The organism is Serratia proteamaculans (assembly GCF_949794035.1).
In the GTDB taxonomy this organism is placed as follows: Bacteria; Pseudomonadota; Gammaproteobacteria; order Enterobacterales; family Enterobacteriaceae; genus Serratia; species Serratia proteamaculans.
In genome coordinates this window covers 4,940,855-4,958,103 of sequence record NZ_OX461105.1, presented here as the reverse complement: position 1 = coordinate 4,958,103, position 17,249 = coordinate 4,940,855, and the positions used below count along the sequence as shown (strand labels likewise).

The following is a 17,249-nucleotide window of genomic DNA, read 5'->3' as shown; positions in this document are numbered from 1 at the left end:
TTTACCGGCAATACTAGACGCTGGCGGTGGAATTACAACCAACTGAAGTGACGGATCCTGCGGAAAACGGCCCTGATCGCGCAAGATCCACTCGAAGGGGCTGAAAAGTGTGCAAACAGTAAGAAAAGATCAAGAAAGGGGTTGTGCAAAAAATTCGGATCCCTATAATGCGCCTCCATCGACACGGAACATGTGAACAACTTCACAGAGTCTCCGGGGTTCGAAGAGAAAAAATCCTGAAATTTAGGGGTTGACTCTGAAAGAGGAAAGCGTAATATACGCCACCTCGAGATAGCAAGCTACGGCGGCTAACTCACTGCTCTTTAACAATTTATCAGACAATCTGTGTGGGCACTCCACAAGACGATATCCAGAACCTTCGGGTTCGAAAAAATATCAAGTCTTGAAGAGTGACCAAGCAATACGTTGTTTCGTTGGCTTGTCCAACAGAACGACTATTACGAAAGTTATTTTCGAGCATCGCTTCACGAGTTGAAGCAAATCAAGCTTTTAATTGAAGAGTTTGATCATGGCTCAGATTGAACGCTGGCGGCAGGCCTAACACATGCAAGTCGAGCGGTAGCACAGGAGAGCTTGCTCTCTGGGTGACGAGCGGCGGACGGGTGAGTAATGTCTGGGAAACTGCCTGATGGAGGGGGATAACTACTGGAAACGGTAGCTAATACCGCATAACGTCTTCGGACCAAAGTGGGGGACCTTCGGGCCTCACGCCATCAGATGTGCCCAGATGGGATTAGCTAGTAGGTGGGGTAATGGCTCACCTAGGCGACGATCCCTAGCTGGTCTGAGAGGATGACCAGCCACACTGGAACTGAGACACGGTCCAGACTCCTACGGGAGGCAGCAGTGGGGAATATTGCACAATGGGCGCAAGCCTGATGCAGCCATGCCGCGTGTGTGAAGAAGGCCTTCGGGTTGTAAAGCACTTTCAGCGAGGAGGAAGGGTAGTGTGTTAATAGCACATTGCATTGACGTTACTCGCAGAAGAAGCACCGGCTAACTCCGTGCCAGCAGCCGCGGTAATACGGAGGGTGCAAGCGTTAATCGGAATTACTGGGCGTAAAGCGCACGCAGGCGGTTTGTTAAGTCAGATGTGAAATCCCCGCGCTTAACGTGGGAACTGCATTTGAAACTGGCAAGCTAGAGTCTTGTAGAGGGGGGTAGAATTCCAGGTGTAGCGGTGAAATGCGTAGAGATCTGGAGGAATACCGGTGGCGAAGGCGGCCCCCTGGACAAAGACTGACGCTCAGGTGCGAAAGCGTGGGGAGCAAACAGGATTAGATACCCTGGTAGTCCACGCTGTAAACGATGTCGACTTGGAGGTTGTGCCCTTGAGGCGTGGCTTCCGGAGCTAACGCGTTAAGTCGACCGCCTGGGGAGTACGGCCGCAAGGTTAAAACTCAAATGAATTGACGGGGGCCCGCACAAGCGGTGGAGCATGTGGTTTAATTCGATGCAACGCGAAGAACCTTACCTACTCTTGACATCCACAGAATTCGGCAGAGATGCCTTAGTGCCTTCGGGAACTGTGAGACAGGTGCTGCATGGCTGTCGTCAGCTCGTGTTGTGAAATGTTGGGTTAAGTCCCGCAACGAGCGCAACCCTTATCCTTTGTTGCCAGCACGTCATGGTGGGAACTCAAAGGAGACTGCCGGTGATAAACCGGAGGAAGGTGGGGATGACGTCAAGTCATCATGGCCCTTACGAGTAGGGCTACACACGTGCTACAATGGCGTATACAAAGAGAAGCGAACTCGCGAGAGCCAGCGGACCTCATAAAGTACGTCGTAGTCCGGATCGGAGTCTGCAACTCGACTCCGTGAAGTCGGAATCGCTAGTAATCGTAGATCAGAATGCTACGGTGAATACGTTCCCGGGCCTTGTACACACCGCCCGTCACACCATGGGAGTGGGTTGCAAAAGAAGTAGGTAGCTTAACCTTCGGGAGGGCGCTTACCACTTTGTGATTCATGACTGGGGTGAAGTCGTAACAAGGTAACCGTAGGGGAACCTGCGGTTGGATCACCTCCTTACCTAATGATATTGATTGCGTGTAGTGCTCACACAGATTGTCTGATGAAATGAAAGAGAGCATAAGGTTTAATCTTCCCGGTTAAGCCTTAAAGCACCTTGTCGGGTCTGTAGCTCAGGTGGTTAGAGCGCACCCCTGATAAGGGTGAGGTCGGTGGTTCAAGTCCACTCAGACCCACCAATTCCCTCCTATCCTGCGTTGTCGCCCTGGTTGTTTACGTGAGTAAACGTCGCAGGACTTCGCTTTGACTAGAAGCGAATTGGCGAAGGTAGTAGACAGGGTGTAGAAAAATGCTTTTCTGATATGGGGCTATAGCTCAGCTGGGAGAGCGCCTGCCTTGCACGCAGGAGGTCAGCGGTTCGATCCCGCTTAGCTCCACCATATCAAAAAAATCTTAAAACTGATTCGCAAGAATCACGTTTAAGATTTTGCTCTTTAACAATCTGGAACAAGCTGAAAATTGAAACATGACAGCTGAAACTTACTCCTCCGTAGACGTATTGGAGTAAGGATTAACCTGTCATAGAGTCTCTCAAATGTAGCAGCACGAAGGTGGAAACACTTTTGGGTTGTGAGGTTAAGTGACTAAGCGTACACGGTGGATGCCTAGGCAGTCAGAGGCGATGAAGGGCGTGTTAATCTGCGATAAGCGTCGGTAAGGTGATATAAACCGTTATAACCGGCGATACCCGAATGGGGAAACCCAGTGCAATTCGTTGCACTATCATACGATGAATACATAGTCGTATGAGGCGAACCGGGGGAACTGAAACATCTAAGTACCCCGAGGAAAAGAAATCAACCGAGATTCCCCCAGTAGCGGCGAGCGAACGGGGAGGAGCCCAGAACCTGAATCAGTTCTTGTGTTAGTGGAAGCGTCTGGAAAGTCGCACAGTAAAGGGTGATAGTCCCGTACACTAAAATGCATTAATTGTGAGTTCGATGAGTAGGGCGGGACACGTGACATCCTGTCTGAATATGGGGGGACCATCCTCCAAGGCTAAATACTCCTGACTGACCGATAGTGAACCAGTACCGTGAGGGAAAGGCGAAAAGAACCCCGGCGAGGGGAGTGAAATAGAACCTGAAACCGTGTACGTACAAGCAGTGGGAGCCTACTTTGTTGGGTGACTGCGTACCTTTTGTATAATGGGTCAGCGACTTATATTTTGTAGCAAGGTTAACCGTATAGGGGAGCCGTAGGGAAACCGAGTCTTAACTGGGCGAATAGTTGCAAGGTATAGACCCGAAACCCGGTGATCTAGCCATGGGCAGGTTGAAGGTTGGGTAACACTAACTGGAGGACCGAACCGACTAATGTTGAAAAATTAGCGGATGACTTGTGGCTGGGGGTGAAAGGCCAATCAAACCGGGAGATAGCTGGTTCTCCCCGAAAGCTATTTAGGTAGCGCCTCGTGAACTCATCTTCGGGGGTAGAGCACTGTTTCGGCTAGGGGGCCATCCCGGCTTACCAAACCGATGCAAACTCCGAATACCGAAGAATGTTATCACGGGAGACACACGGCGGGTGCTAACGTCCGTCGTGAAGAGGGAAACAACCCAGACCGCCAGCTAAGGTCCCAAAGTCATGGTTAAGTGGGAAACGATGTGGGAAGGCATAGACAGCCAGGATGTTGGCTTAGAAGCAGCCATCATTTAAAGAAAGCGTAATAGCTCACTGGTCGAGTCGGCCTGCGCGGAAGATGTAACGGGGCTAAACCATGCACCGAAGCTGCGGCAGCGACGCTTAGGCGTTGTTGGGTAGGGGAGCGTTCTGTAAGCCGTTGAAGGTGGCCTGTGAGGGTTGCTGGAGGTATCAGAAGTGCGAATGCTGACATAAGTAACGATAAAGCGGGTGAAAAACCCGCTCGCCGGAAGACCAAGGGTTCCTGTCCAACGTTAATCGGGGCAGGGTGAGTCGACCCCTAAGGCGAGGCCGAAAGGCGTAGTCGATGGGAAACAGGTTAATATTCCTGTACTCGGTGTTACTGCGAAGGGGGGACGGAGAAGGCTAGGCTAGCCGGGCGACGGTTGTCCCGGTTTAAGCGTGTAGGGGGAGTGACTTGGTAAATCCGGTTACTTATTCAACCCTGAGGCGTGATGACGATGCACTACGGTGCAGAAGTAGTTGATGCCAAGCTTCCAGGAAAAGCCTCTAAGCATCAGGTAACATCAAATCGTACCCCAAACCGACACAGGTGGTCAGGTAGAGAATACCAAGGCGCTTGAGAGAACTCGGGTGAAGGAACTAGGCAAAATGGTGCCGTAACTTCGGGAGAAGGCACGCTGGCGCGTAGGTGAAGAGACTTGCTCTCGGAGCTGAAGCCAGTCGCAGATACCAGCTGGCTGCAACTGTTTAATAAAAACACAGCACTGTGCAAACACGAAAGTGGACGTATACGGTGTGACGCCTGCCCGGTGCTGGAAGGTTAATTGATGGGGTCAGCCGCAAGGCGAAGCTCTTGATCGAAGCCCCAGTAAACGGCGGCCGTAACTATAACGGTCCTAAGGTAGCGAAATTCCTTGTCGGGTAAGTTCCGACCTGCACGAATGGCGTAATGATGGCCAGGCTGTCTCCACCCGAGACTCAGTGAAATTGAACTCGCTGTGAAGATGCAGTGTACCCGCGGCAAGACGGAAAGACCCCGTGAACCTTTACTATAGCTTGACACTGAACATTGAGCCTTGATGTGTAGGATAGGTGGGAGGCTTTGAAGCGTGGACGCCAGTCTGCGTGGAGCCAACCTTGAAATACCACCCTTTAATGTTTGATGTTCTAACTCGGCCCCATAATCTGGGGTGAGGACAGTGTCTGGTGGGTAGTTTGACTGGGGCGGTCTCCTCCCAAAGAGTAACGGAGGAGCACGAAGGTTAGCTAATCACGGTCGGACATCGTGAGGTTAGTGCAAAGGCATAAGCTAGCTTGACTGCGAGAGTGACGGCTCGAGCAGGTACGAAAGTAGGTCTTAGTGATCCGGTGGTTCTGAATGGAAGGGCCATCGCTCAACGGATAAAAGGTACTCCGGGGATAACAGGCTGATACCGCCCAAGAGTTCATATCGACGGCGGTGTTTGGCACCTCGATGTCGGCTCATCACATCCTGGGGCTGAAGTAGGTCCCAAGGGTATGGCTGTTCGCCATTTAAAGTGGTACGCGAGCTGGGTTTAGAACGTCGTGAGACAGTTCGGTCCCTATCTGCCGTGGGCGTTGGAAGATTGAGAGGGGTTGCTCCTAGTACGAGAGGACCGGAGTGAACGCACCACTGGTGTTCGGGTTGTCATGCCAATGGCATTGCCCGGTAGCTAAGTGCGGAAAAGATAAGCGCTGAAAGCATCTAAGCGCGAAACTTGCCTCGAGATGAGTCTTCCCTGGGGACTTGATCCCCCTGAAGGAACGTTTAAGACTAAGACGTTGATAGGCTGGGTGTGTAAGTGCAGCGATGCATTGAGCTAACCAGTACTAATGATCCGTGAGACTTAACCTTACAACACCAAAAGTGTTTTAGAGAGACAGATTTTCAGCGAATGTTCCGAGATTGGTTCTGATGGCTACGGGTAGTAGCGGTTGGAATGAAACAGAATTTGCCTGGCGGCAATAGCGCGGTGGTCCCACCTGACCCCATGCCGAACTCAGAAGTGAAACGCCGTAGCGCCGATGGTAGTGTGGGGTCTCCCCATGCGAGAGTAGGACACTGCCAGGCATCAAATTAGTGTGCTGATATGGCTCAGTTGGTAGAGCGCACCCTTGGTAAGGGTGAGGTCCCCAGTTCGACTCTGGGTATCAGCACCACTTTATTAAAGTGGGTTTAGAAGTTCGGCGAAAAGAATTAAAAGAATTTGCTTGGCGGCAATAGCGCGGTGGTCCCACCTGACCCCATGCCGAACTCAGAAGTGAAACGCCGTAGCGCCGATGGTAGTGTGGGGTCTCCCCATGCGAGAGTAGGACACTGCCAAGCATCAAACAAAGTACGAAGCCCCATGCGAAAGCATGGGGCTTTTTACTTTTTCTGTTATTCGGTGTTCAACTCGAGTATGGACATGCGAAAAGCCCGTCGGGAACGGGCTTTAACGCCGCTTGCGGCGGCCCCAAAGGGGTGAGTCTCAGGATGAGACGAGTATTGTAGGACACTGCCAAGCATCAATTAAGCCAAGAGGCCATCCGAAAGGATGGCCTTTTTGCTTTGTGTTTTTAAAAAACGGATGAATTCCACCTATACCAGCGCAATGAAACATTTTCACCTTCCTGTAGAACACTCGACATTGTGCCCAAAAACCGCTATCTTCGGGCATCTAGAAGTCTAAACGTTTAAATGGATGTGTGAGGGTTAAGCAATGCCGATTCGTGTTCCTGATGAGTTACCTGCAGTCAGTTTCTTGCGCAATGAGAATGTCTTTGTGATGACATCCTCTCGGGCAAAAACACAGGAAATCAGGCCGTTGAAAGTGCTGATCCTCAACCTGATGCCAAAAAAGATCGAGACGGAAAACCAATTTTTACGTCTGCTTTCCAACTCTTCGCTGCAAATTGATATCCAGCTGCTGCGTATCGATAGCCGCGAGTCGAAGAACACGCCGGCGGAGCATCTGAACAACTTCTACTGTGATTTTGAAGACATTCAGGATGAGAACTTTGATGGCTTGATTGTCACCGGGGCGCCGTTGGGACTGGTTGATTTCTGCGACGTTGCCTACTGGCCACAGATTGAACGGGTGATTGATTGGGCCAAGAACCACGTCACCTCCACGCTGTTTGTCTGTTGGGCGGTACAGGCTGCATTAAACATTCTGTACGGCATCCCGAAGATGACCCGTGAAGTGAAACTGTCGGGTGTTTATCAGCATCAAACACTGCAACAGCACGCGTTGCTGACCCGCGGTTTTGATGAGACCTTCCTGGCTCCCCATTCACGCTATGCGGACTTCCCCACGGAGATCATCCGCCAGTACACGGATTTGGATATCCTGGCCGAATCAGAGCAGACCGGGGCCTATTTGTTCGCCAGTAAAGACAAGCGCCTGGCGTTTGTTACCGGGCACCCGGAGTATGATGCGCTGACGTTGGCGGGTGAGTATTGTCGCGATAACGAGGCTGGTCTTAATCCTGTAGTACCCTTGAATTACTTCCCCGATGATAACCCCGAACTCACCCCAAAAGCCTCCTGGCGCAGTCATGGCCACCTGTTGTTTGCCAACTGGCTCAACTACTATGTTTACCAAATCACGCCATACGATCTGCGTCATATGAACCCAACTCTCGAGTAACCTTTTTACCCCAATCGGCGGCTGAATCGAGGCCGCCGACGTCACTTATCCCTCATCTGCATCCCTTCTTTTCTTCTCTATTCTAGTAAAAGTCATTTCCTAACAATCACTTAAATTAATTCTTGGCAGTTTATGGAACCGGTTTCCTTACTGGTATTCATTGTTGTTTTTATTAACCAATTGATAATAAAAGGTTAATAAAATATTTTATAATAAAATGGAAATCGTTTTTGATTTTTATTTTTAGTTGGGTATTCTTAGATCCAGAGAGAAGAGATCTGACCAGTTAAGGATCGTTTTATCGGCCCTGATCCACACTGATTTTTGATAAAGATGCGCCGGGCTGGCTAGCGGCAGCGGTGCGCAACGATGGGAAGGAGCAAGACAATGACGCAACAGATAGTAGGCACGGAGTTAACGTTTACGCAGGGTTTCACCGCTGCTGAGCGACAGGTGTTGACGGATGACGCGGTCGAATTCCTGGCGGAACTGGTGAGTAAGTTTACTCCACAGCGCAACAAACTATTGGCTGCGCGCGCCTGCTGGCAGCAGAAGATCGATCAAGGCGAACTTCCAGACTTCATTTCGGAAACTGCTTCCATTCGTAATGGTGAGTGGTCTGTCCGCGGCATACCTGAGGATTTGCGCGACCGCCGGGTGGAAATCACCGGTCCGGTTGAACGCAAGATGGTGATCAACGCCCTGAACGCCAATGTGAAGGTGTTTATGGCGGACTTCGAAGATTCACTGGCGCCGAGCTGGGACAAAGTGATCGATGGTCAAATCAACCTGCATGATGCAGTGAACGGCACCATCTCTTATACCAATGAAGCCGGCAAGATTTATCAGCTGAAGCCGAACCCAGCGGTATTGATTGCTCGCGTACGCGGCCTGCATTTGCCGGAAAAGCACGTGCAATGGCAGGGGGAAGCAATCCCGGGCGGCCTGTTCGATTTTGCGCTGTATTTCTTCCATAACTATCGTCAATTGCTGGCCAAAGGTAGTGGTCCTTATTTCTACCTGCCGAAAACTCAGTCCTGGCAGGAAGCCGCCTGGTGGAGCGAAGTCTTCAGCTTTGCCGAAGATCGTTTCTCCCTGCCACGTGGCACCATCAAAGCCACGGTGCTGATCGAAACGCTGCCGGCGGTATTCCAGATGGACGAGATCCTCTACCACTTGCGCGATCACATCGTCGGCTTGAACTGCGGCCGTTGGGATTACATCTTCAGCTATATCAAGACGCTGAAAAATCATGCCGACCGCGTATTGCCGGATCGTCAGTCGGTCACTATGGACAAGTCATTCCTTAGCGCCTACTCCCGCTTGCTGATCAAGACCTGCCATAAGCGCGGTGCCTTTGCCATGGGCGGTATGGCGGCGTTTATCCCGAGCAAAGACGCGGAGAAAAATGCCTGGGTGCTGAACAAGGTCCGGGCGGATAAAGAGCTGGAAGCCAATAACGGCCACGACGGTACCTGGGTGGCACATCCAGGCCTGGCGGATACCGTCATGGAAGTGTTCAGCCGGGTACTCGGTGAGCGCCGCAACCAACTGGAAGTGCTGCGTGAAAACGACGCGCCAATCAGTGCTGCGCAGCTGCTGGAACCTTGTGACGGTGAACGTACCGAAGCAGGCATGCGGGCCAATATCCGCGTGGCGGTGCAATACATCGAGGCCTGGATTTCCGGCAATGGTTGCGTGCCGATTTACGGCCTGATGGAAGATGCGGCGACGGCAGAGATTTCCCGAACCTCTATCTGGCAGTGGATCCACCACGAAAAGAGCCTGAGCGATGGCCAACTGGTCACCAAGGCACTGTTTCGCCAGATGTTGAAAGAAGAAATGTTGGTGGTACGTGAAGAGTTGGGTGAGGCGCGCTTTAACGCTGGCCGGTTCGAAGAAGCCGCGCGTCTGATGGAACGTATCACTACGCAAGACGAATTAATCGATTTCCTGACTTTACCTGGCTATGAGCTGCTGGCCTGAACCTGTTCCTGACCATTAACCCTACATTATGAAAAGGATAAAAATTATGTCTACCTCTCGTGCTCAACAGATCCAACAGCTGGAACAGGAATGGAAATCGGCCCGCTGGGAAGGTGTCACCCGCCCGTACAGCGCGGAAGACGTGATTAATCTGCGCGGTTCGGTTAACCCGGTCTGCACGCTGGCGCAGAACGGTGCCGCCAAACTGTGGGAACTGCTGCACGGTAAATCACGCAAAGGTTATGTCAACAGCCTGGGGGCACTGACCGGCGGTCAGGCGTTGCAGCAGGCCAAGGCTGGCGTCGAGGCGATTTACCTGTCCGGCTGGCAGGTGGCGGCCGATGCCAACACCGCGTCTGCGATGTACCCGGACCAGTCACTGTATCCGGTTGATTCCGTACCGGGCGTGGTTGAGCGCATCAACAATACCTTCCGCCGCGCCGATCAGATCCAGTGGGCTAACAAAATTGAACCGGGCAGCAAAGGCTACACCGACTACTTCCTGCCGATCGTGGCCGATGCCGAAGCCGGCTTTGGCGGCGTGCTGAATGCCTTCGAACTGATGAAGGCGATGATTGAGGCCGGTGCTGCCGGGGTGCACTTCGAAGACCAACTGGCGGCGGTGAAAAAATGCGGTCATATGGGCGGCAAAGTGCTGGTGCCAACCCAGGAAGCGATCCAGAAGCTGGTTGCTGCACGTTTGGCGGCCGACGTACTTGGTGTGCCGACGCTGGTGATTGCGCGTACCGATGCCGATGCTGCCGATTTGCTGACCTCTGACTGCGATCCTTACGACCGCGAGTTTGTTTCCGGTGAGCGCACCGCCGAAGGTTTCTTCCGCACTCATGCTGGTGTTGAGCAGGCGATCAGCCGTGGCCTGGCATATTGCCCGTACGCTGACCTGGTGTGGTGCGAGACTTCCACGCCGGATCTGCAGGCGGCCAAGCGCTTTGCCGATGCGATCCATGCCAAATTCCCGGGCAAACTGCTGGCTTACAACTGCTCGCCGTCATTCAACTGGAAAAAGAACCTGGACGATCAGACTATCGCTCGCTTCCAGGAAGAGCTGTCGGCGATGGGCTACAAATACCAGTTCATCACGCTGGCAGGTATTCACAGCATGTGGTTCAACATGTTTGACCTGGCGCACGCCTATGCGCAGGGTGAGGGCATGAAGCACTACGTCGAGAAAGTACAGCAGCCGGAATTCGACGCCGTGGCACGCGGTTACACCTTTGCCTCACACCAGCAGGAAGTGGGCACCGGTTACTTCGACAAGGTGACTACCATTATTCAGGGCGGTGCTTCATCGGTGACGGCGCTGACCGGTTCGACGGAAGAACAGCAGTTCTGAGGCGGCAACGCTGACAAGTGGTAACCCGGAGCCTGCTTATGCAGGCTCTATTTTCTGGCGGGAGGTAAGGATGGCGGCAAAACTGGAGCTGTTGATTGCGCAGACGATCCTGCAGGGCTTTGATGCACAGTACGGCCGCTTCCTGGAGGTGACCGCCGGTGCGCAGCAGCGTTTTGAGCGGGCGGACTGGCCGGCAGTGCAGCAGGCGATGAAAAAGCGTATCCACCTGTATGATCACCACGTCGGCCTGGTGGTAGAGCAACTGAAGTGCATCACCGGGCAAAAGTATTTTGATGCGGATTTCCCCTGCCGGGTGAAGGCGGTGTATACCGATTTACTGCCGGAGTACCCGCGCTTTGAGATCGCCGAAAGCTTCTTCAATTCCGTCTACTGTCGGCTGTTCCGGCACCGCGATCTGACGCCGGAAAAACTGTTCGTTTTCAGCTCCCAGCCGGAAGGGCGCTTTCGCGACATCCCGCGTCCTCTGTCACGCGATTTCACCGCCAACGGCGACGTCTCGGCGATGCTGTACAACCTGCTGACCGACTTGCCTCTGCGGTTGCCGTGGGAAAACTTATCGCGTGATATTGATTACATCACCCAGGCGTTGCAGCAAAGCTTCAGTGCGCAGCAGTTGGCAGGAGCGACGTTCCAAATCGCCAACGAGCTGTTTTACCGTAACAAAGCGGCCTGGTTGGTAGGTAAGCTGCGAGTGGCAGACCGGGTCTATCCTTTCCTGTTGCCGATCCACCACAGTGATTCCGGCGCTTTGTTTATTGATACCTGTCTGACCAGCAAGGCCGAGGCCAGCATCGTGTTCGGCTTCGCCCGTTCTTATTTTATGGTTTACGCTCCCCTGCCAGCGGCGATGGTCGAGTGGCTGCGCGAAATCCTGCCGGGCAAAACCACCGCCGAGCTGTATATGGCGATCGGCTGCCAGAAGCACGGGAAAACAGAATGTTACCGCGAGTACCTGACGTTTATGAGCGGTTCGCAGGAGCAGTTCATCATCGCGCCAGGGGTCAAGGGTATGGTGATGCTGGTCTTTACCCTGCCGTCGTTCGATCGGGTGTTCAAGGTGATCAAGGATGAGTTTGCGCCGCAAAAAGAGGTGACGCAGGCGCAGGTCATGGCGTGCTACCAACTGGTAAAGGAACACGATCGCGTGGGGCGCATGGCGGATACTCAGGAGTACGAAAATTTTGTCGTCGACAAGGCGCGTCTCAGTCCGGAATTATTGGCGGAACTGCAGCGTGAGGTGCCGGACAAGCTGGAGGATCTGGGGGATCGCATCGCGATCAAGCATCTGTATATGGAACGCCGCATGACGCCGCTGAATCTGTATCTGGAGCAGGCTGATGAACAACAGATGCGTGACGCGATAGAAGAATACGGTAATGCGATCAAGCAACTGGCCGCCGCCAATATTTTCCCCGGCGACATGCTGTTCAAGAACTTCGGCGTGACCCGGCACGGGCGAGTGGTGTTCTACGATTACGATGAGATTTGCTACATGACCGAGGTCAACTTCCGCGATATTCCGCCGCCGCGCTACCCGGAAGATGAGTTGGCCAGCGAACCCTGGTATAGCGTGTCACCCAATGATGTGTTTCCGGAGGAGTTCAGGCATTTCTTGTGTGGCGACCGGCGCATCCGACAGGTGTTTGAAGAGATGCATCGCGACCTGTTCGAGGCCGACTATTGGCGCGGGTTGCAACAGCGCATCCGTGATGGGCATGTGGAGGACGTGTTTGCTTACCGTAAAAAACGCCGTTTCAGCCAGCGCAGTGGGGCGGCGCTACCTGCGACCTCGGCCACGGCTTAAGGGCGCAGTTCATCACCGCGCCCAATACGATTAAGCTTTCGCCCCCGCAACGGCGGCGCGCGCCAATTCGGTGATGCGTGCGTAGTCGCCGCTTTCCAGCGCCTCTGCCGGTACCAGCCAGGAGCCGCCGATGCACAGCACGCTTTTCAGCGCCAAATAGTCACGGTAATTATTCGGTGAAATGCCACCGGTTGGGCAGAAGCGCACCTGTGGGAACGGGCCGCTGATAGCCTGCAGCGCTTTCACGCCCCCGTTGGCTTCCGCCGGGAAGAACTTAAACTCACGCAGGCCGTGATCCATGCCCAGCATCAGTTCCGACACGGTGCAGATACCGGGAATTAACGGGATTGAACCAGCAGTGGCTGCTTTCAGCAGATCGGCGGTCAGGCCCGGGCTGATGGCAAACTGAGCGCCGGCATCGGTCACTTCCTTCAACTGCTGTGGATTAATGACGGTACCGGCGCCGATAATCGCATCGGGCACTTCTTTGGCAATGGCGCGGATCGCGTCCATCGCGCAGGCGGTGCGCAGGGTGACTTCCAATACCCGCACGCCTCCGGCTACCAGGGCTTTCGCTAAGGGGACTGCATGTTCCAGCTTGTTGATGACGATCACCGGGACTACCGGTCCGGCCATCAGGATCTGTTCTGCGCTTGTCTTCCAATTTTTCATTAACGGTTCTCTCCAGTTATGGCCGCCGCCTTCGGGCTGCACGGCCATGCTATCGGTTAAAATTTAATACAGCAGGCGCCCTGTTCGGCCCCGGAAAGCTGGCTGCGCAAGGCACCGAACAGTTCGCGGCCACAGCCGATATGTTCTGCGCTCAGGTCGGGCTGGTAAGGCGCACGCTGGGCCAACTGCTCGGCATCGACCAATAATGCCAGCTCGCCAGTGCGGCCGTTCACGCGGATCAGGTCGCCGCTTTGCACCTTGGCCAACATGCCGCCGGTGTAGGCTTCCGGGGTCACGTGGATGGCGGAAGGCACCTTGCCGGAAGCGCCGGACAGGCGGCCATCGGTCACCAGCGCCACTTTAAATCCACGGTCCATCAGTACGCCCAGTGGTGGCATCAGTTTGTGCAGTTCGGGCATGCCGTTGGCCTGTGGTCCCTGGAAGCGCACTACCACCACACAATCGCGATCCAGCTTGCCGGCTTCAAACGCCGGAACAATGTCATGCTGACTTTCAAATACTACTGCCGGCGCTTCGATAATCTGGTTGTCCGTCGGTACCGCCGAGGTTTTCATGACCGCCCGGCCGAGGTTACCGGCCAACACTTTGGTACCGCCGTGATGCTCGAAAGGCTCATTTACGCTGGCGATCACCTTGGCATCGAGCGACGTCTCCGTCCCTTCACGCCAGGCCAGTTGGCCATTGTCCAGCCACGGTTCCTGGGTGTAGCGCGCCAGGCCAAAACCGGCCACGGTGTGCACGTCTTCGTGCAGCAGGCCGTGCTTTAACAGTTCGCGTACCACCAGGGCTACGCCACCAGATGCCTGGAATTGGTTGATGTCCGCCGGGCCGTTCGGGTAGATACGGCACAACAGCGGCACGGCGTCCGACAGCTCGGAGAAGTCGTCCCAGTTGATAATGATACCGGCGGCGCGAGCCATGGCCACCATATGCATGGTCAGGTTGGTGGAGCCGCCGGTGGCCAGCAGCGCCACGATGCCGTTCACCACCACTTTTTCATCCATCAGTTGGCCGATCGGCAGATAGTTGCCGGCAGTCTCGGTCAGGCGGGTCACCTGACGGGCGGCGGCGTCGGTCAGCGCATCGCGCAGCGGTGTATCCGGATGTACGAAGGAAGCGCCCGGCAGATGCAGCCCCATCACTTCCATCACCATCTGGTTGGTGTTGGCGGTGCCGTAGAAGGTGCAGGTGCCGATGCCGTGATAGGAGGCGGCTTCGGCCTCCAGCAGTGCCAGACGGTCAGCCTTGCCTTCGGCATACAGTTGGCGTACCCGTACTTTCTCTTTGTTCGGCAAGCCGCTGCTCATCGGGCCGGCGGGCACAAACAGCGACGGCAAGTGGCCGAAGGACAGGGCAGACATCACCAGGCCCGGGACGATTTTGTCGCAGATGCCGAGGAACAATGCGCCGTCGAACATATTGTGCGACAGGCCGATGGCGGAGGACATGGCAATCACATCGCGGCTCATCAGCGACAGCTCCATGCCGTCCTGCCCCTGGGTCACACCGTCGCACATGGCCGGTACACCACCGGCCACCTGACCGACAGCACCCACCGCGTGCAGTGCCTGTTTAAGCTTTTGCGGGTAGTTTTCGTAGGGCTGGTGGGCGGACAACATGTCGTTATAAGCGGTTATGATGGCGATATCGCTGCGCACCATGTTTTTCAGCGCGGTTTTGTCATCCGGTTGGCAGGCGGCGAAGCCGTGCGCCAGGTTGCCGCAGGCCAGTTGTGCACGATGTACGGTTTGTGAACGAGCCGCCTCAATGCGTGCCAGATAGGCGGCACGGCTGTGTTTGGAACGGTCGATGATGCGTTGTGTGACACGGGATAGGGTTGGATTAATCATACCTTCCTCACATGCTATTGTTATAGACGCCGCCTGTGGCGGTGCCCCCGGTGGTGGTTTGCGGCCCTGATGTGCAAAGGCCGGGGGCGTTGTTATGTCGTTATGGTGTTTTAAAACAGGGTGAAAGCGATCATGCCGATGATGCCGCCCACGCTGCCCAGAATGGTTTCCATCACCGTCCAGGTTTTCAGCGTTTGCAGTTCATTGGCCCCGGTAAATTTACCGAACAGCCAGAAGCCGGCGTCATTGACGTGGCTGAGCACGATAGACCCACCGGCAATACAGATTGCCAGCGCGGCCAGTTGCCCGCCGCCGAGTCCCAGTTGGCTGGTCACCGGCAGCACCAGGCCGACGGTGGTCAGACAGGCCACGGTGGCGGAGCCCTGGATCACCCGCACCATGGCGGACAATACAAAGGCTGCGACGGCGATCGGCAGACCGGTGCCGATCATGGCGTCACCCAGTGCCGGGCCGACGCCGGAATCCACCAGGATCTGTTTGAATACGCCACCGGCACCGGTCATCAGCAAGATGATCCCGGCGGGCTGGACCGCCGCAGAACAGATGGCCAGCGTTTGCTCGTTGGTCATGCCGCGTGGTTTTGCCAGGCCATAAATCACGATCAAACAGGCGACTAAAATGGCGATAAACGGGTGGCCAATAAACTCCAGCCACTGCTGTAACGGCGAGCCTGGCGTGACCAGGCGGGCACCAATGGTTTTCATGCCGACCAGCACCAGTGGGCAGAGTACCAGCGCCAGGCTAAGGCCAAATGACGGCAGGTTGGCGGTGTTCAGCGTCGGTTCGTTTTCATCCGCCGGCATCGGCCAGTTCACATAGCGGCTGATAAAGCTGCCGTACAACGGGCCTGCAATCAGCATGCCGAGAACCGCGGCGACCAGGCCGATGGCGATCATCCAGCCGAAGTCGGCCTTCATTTGTGACGCCAGTAGCATCGGTACCGGTCCCGGTAGCAAGAACGAAGCGGCGGCGGCGACACCGGCAAACAGCGGAATGGCCAGCTTAACGATGTTGCCGTCGGTACGGCGCGCCACGGCAAACACGATGCCGATCAGCAGCACTACGGCCACGTCAAAGAACAGCGGCAGGGCACAGATCAAACCGGCGATACCGAGCGCGTAATGAGCCTTGCTCTGGCCGAAACGTTTCAGCAAATGCGCCGCAATTTGATCCAGTGCACCGACCTCGTGCAGTATCTTGCCGAACATTGCCCCCAGTGCCACCACGATGGCCAGGAAGCCCAGCGTGTCGCCCATACCTTTTTGCATGGTATCGGCGATGCGGTCGAGCGGCATGCCGGAGAAGATCCCGGCAGCGATAGACACCAGCATTAACGCAACGAAGGCGTGCATACGCGCCTTCATCACCAGAAACAGCAGTAAGAGAACCGAGCCGACTGCGGTACCGACCAGCGTTACAGTATTCACGCGCACACGTCCTGTGGCAGGAAGCTCTGGATATGCCGAACGGTGTCGGCGATCACACCTTCCAGCGGTTGGTTGATGTCTACAGACATCACATCGCTCTCGTCTGCGCCCGGTTGTTCCAGTGCGGCAAACTGCGTCACCAGCATCTGCGGTTTGAAGAAGTGGCCGTTACGTGCTGCCAGACGGGCTTCGATCACCGGGAAGTCACCGTGCAGGTAAATGAACGACAGGTTGCCATTACCGGCGCGCAGGCGATCGCGGTAGTGTTTTTTCAGCGCTGAGCAGACGATGACCGAGACATTATTGGTGCGTTGCATGGCGAAGGCGGCATCGTTGAGTGCAGCCAGCCACGGGGCACGGTCTTCATCGTTCAGCGGTTCACCGGCGGCCATTTTCAGGATATTGCTACGCGGGTGCAGAAAATCGCCGTCGAGGAACCCGGCGGACAGTTGGCGGGCCGCTGCGGCGGCCACGGCGGACTTACCGCTGCCGGAAACGCCCATAATGACGTAAATACGGTTTTGATTATTGGTCATGGCTTAGCTCCAAAACGACAAGTGGCGTTACCTTGCGCTAATTGTTACCGGTAACATGTTATCGGTAACATTGTCGAAGGAAGTTTCGCCGGTTGCAATGGGCTTTCGCAGGCAGGATCGTTATCTGTGATCGGCTTCAAGTTTTTATTGGGCGGGATAAACAGGATCGGTACAGCGTTTTACATGCTGACAACAGCAGAGGGCGAAACAGGCCGGGGCGCAGAAACTGCACCCCAGAGAGG

General features: G+C 54.9%; 8 protein-coding genes, 3 tRNA genes and 4 rRNA genes. 11 read left to right on the top strand and 4 right to left on the bottom strand.

The features are described from left to right. The first annotated feature begins 511 nt into the window (after positions 1-511). From QOT07_RS23000 to aceK, 11 genes are all read left to right on the top strand, one after another. Positions 512-2,054: ribosomal RNA gene (locus QOT07_RS23000) — 16S ribosomal RNA — on the top strand. Positions 2,055-2,156: 102 nt separating this feature from the next. Then, positions 2,157-2,233, top strand: a tRNA-Ile gene (locus QOT07_RS22995). Between the two features lie 125 nt (positions 2,234-2,358). Then, positions 2,359-2,434: transfer RNA gene (locus QOT07_RS22990), tRNA-Ala, on the top strand. Positions 2,435-2,628: 194 nt separating this feature from the next. Then, a 23S ribosomal RNA gene (locus QOT07_RS22985) occupies positions 2,629-5,538 on the top strand. A 100-nt stretch (positions 5,539-5,638) separates the two neighbouring features. Further along, positions 5,639-5,754 (top strand): 5S ribosomal RNA (rrf, locus tag QOT07_RS22980). Between the two features lie 13 nt (positions 5,755-5,767). Next, positions 5,768-5,843: transfer RNA gene (locus QOT07_RS22975), tRNA-Thr, on the top strand. A 50-nt stretch (positions 5,844-5,893) separates the two neighbouring features. Beyond that, positions 5,894-6,009, top strand: a 5S ribosomal RNA gene (gene rrf, locus QOT07_RS22970). Together the 16S, 23S and 5S rRNA genes with 3 tRNA genes alongside form the textbook arrangement of a ribosomal RNA operon. Before the next feature lie 376 nt (positions 6,010-6,385). Beyond that, a complete protein-coding gene (gene metA, locus QOT07_RS22965) occupies positions 6,386-7,315 on the top strand; it encodes a homoserine O-acetyltransferase MetA (protein WP_099065617.1) in 930 nt (309 codons plus the stop codon). Between the two features lie 387 nt (positions 7,316-7,702). Beyond that, positions 7,703-9,301 (top strand): malate synthase A, encoded by a 1,599-nt coding sequence (gene aceB / locus QOT07_RS22960; protein ID WP_283603961.1) that lies wholly within the window; start codon positions 7,703-7,705, stop codon positions 9,299-9,301. Between the two features lie 46 nt (positions 9,302-9,347). Next, positions 9,348-10,655, top strand: a complete 1,308-nt coding sequence (aceA, locus tag QOT07_RS22955) for an isocitrate lyase (protein WP_099065619.1) — start codon at positions 9,348-9,350, stop codon at positions 10,653-10,655. A gap of 70 nt (positions 10,656-10,725) precedes the next feature. Then, complete coding sequence (gene aceK, locus QOT07_RS22950) at positions 10,726-12,480, top strand: bifunctional isocitrate dehydrogenase kinase/phosphatase (protein WP_283603960.1); 1,755 nt, start codon at positions 10,726-10,728, stop codon at positions 12,478-12,480. Between the two features lie 30 nt (positions 12,481-12,510). Here aceK and QOT07_RS22945 read toward each other — a convergent pair whose 3' ends face one another. The 4 genes from QOT07_RS22945 to gntK form a co-directional block, all read right to left on the bottom strand. Continuing rightward, positions 12,511-13,152: a bifunctional 4-hydroxy-2-oxoglutarate aldolase/2-dehydro-3-deoxy-phosphogluconate aldolase gene (locus QOT07_RS22945; RefSeq protein ID WP_283603959.1), complete on the bottom strand. Its 642-nt coding sequence runs from the start codon at positions 13,150-13,152 to the stop codon at positions 12,511-12,513. 56 nt (positions 13,153-13,208) lie between these two features. Next, on the bottom strand, positions 13,209-15,023 hold the full coding sequence (edd, locus tag QOT07_RS22940) for a phosphogluconate dehydratase (protein WP_283603958.1): 1,815 nt from the start codon (positions 15,021-15,023) through the stop codon (positions 13,209-13,211). Between the two features lie 110 nt (positions 15,024-15,133). Next, entirely contained in the window at positions 15,134-16,471 is a 1,338-nt protein-coding gene (gene gntU, locus QOT07_RS22935; RefSeq protein ID WP_207977248.1) for a gluconate transporter, read from the bottom strand. After that, positions 16,468-17,007: a gluconokinase gene (gntK, locus tag QOT07_RS22930; protein ID WP_099065624.1), complete on the bottom strand. Its 540-nt coding sequence runs from the start codon at positions 17,005-17,007 to the stop codon at positions 16,468-16,470. Before gntK ends, gntU begins: the two co-directional genes overlap by 4 nt. Between the last annotated feature and the right edge of the window lie 242 nt (positions 17,008-17,249).

Excerpts from the sequence above, each read along its gene's own strand:
- metA (WP_099065617.1), top strand. The coding sequence starts at position 6,386 with ATGCCGATTCGTGTTCCTGATGAGTTACCTGCAGTCAGTTTCTTGCGC.
- aceB (WP_283603961.1), top strand. The coding sequence starts at position 7,703 with ATGACGCAACAGATAGTAGGCACGGAGTTAACGTTTACGCAGGGTTTC.
- aceA (WP_099065619.1), top strand. The coding sequence starts at position 9,348 with ATGTCTACCTCTCGTGCTCAACAGATCCAACAGCTGGAACAGGAATGG.
- aceK (WP_283603960.1), top strand. The coding sequence starts at position 10,726 with ATGGCGGCAAAACTGGAGCTGTTGATTGCGCAGACGATCCTGCAGGGC.
- QOT07_RS22945 (WP_283603959.1), bottom strand. The coding sequence starts at position 13,152 with ATGAAAAATTGGAAGACAAGCGCAGAACAGATCCTGATGGCCGGACCG.
- edd (WP_283603958.1), bottom strand. The coding sequence starts at position 15,023 with ATGATTAATCCAACCCTATCCCGTGTCACACAACGCATCATCGACCGT.
- gntK (WP_099065624.1), bottom strand. The coding sequence starts at position 17,007 with ATGACCAATAATCAAAACCGTATTTACGTCATTATGGGCGTTTCCGGC.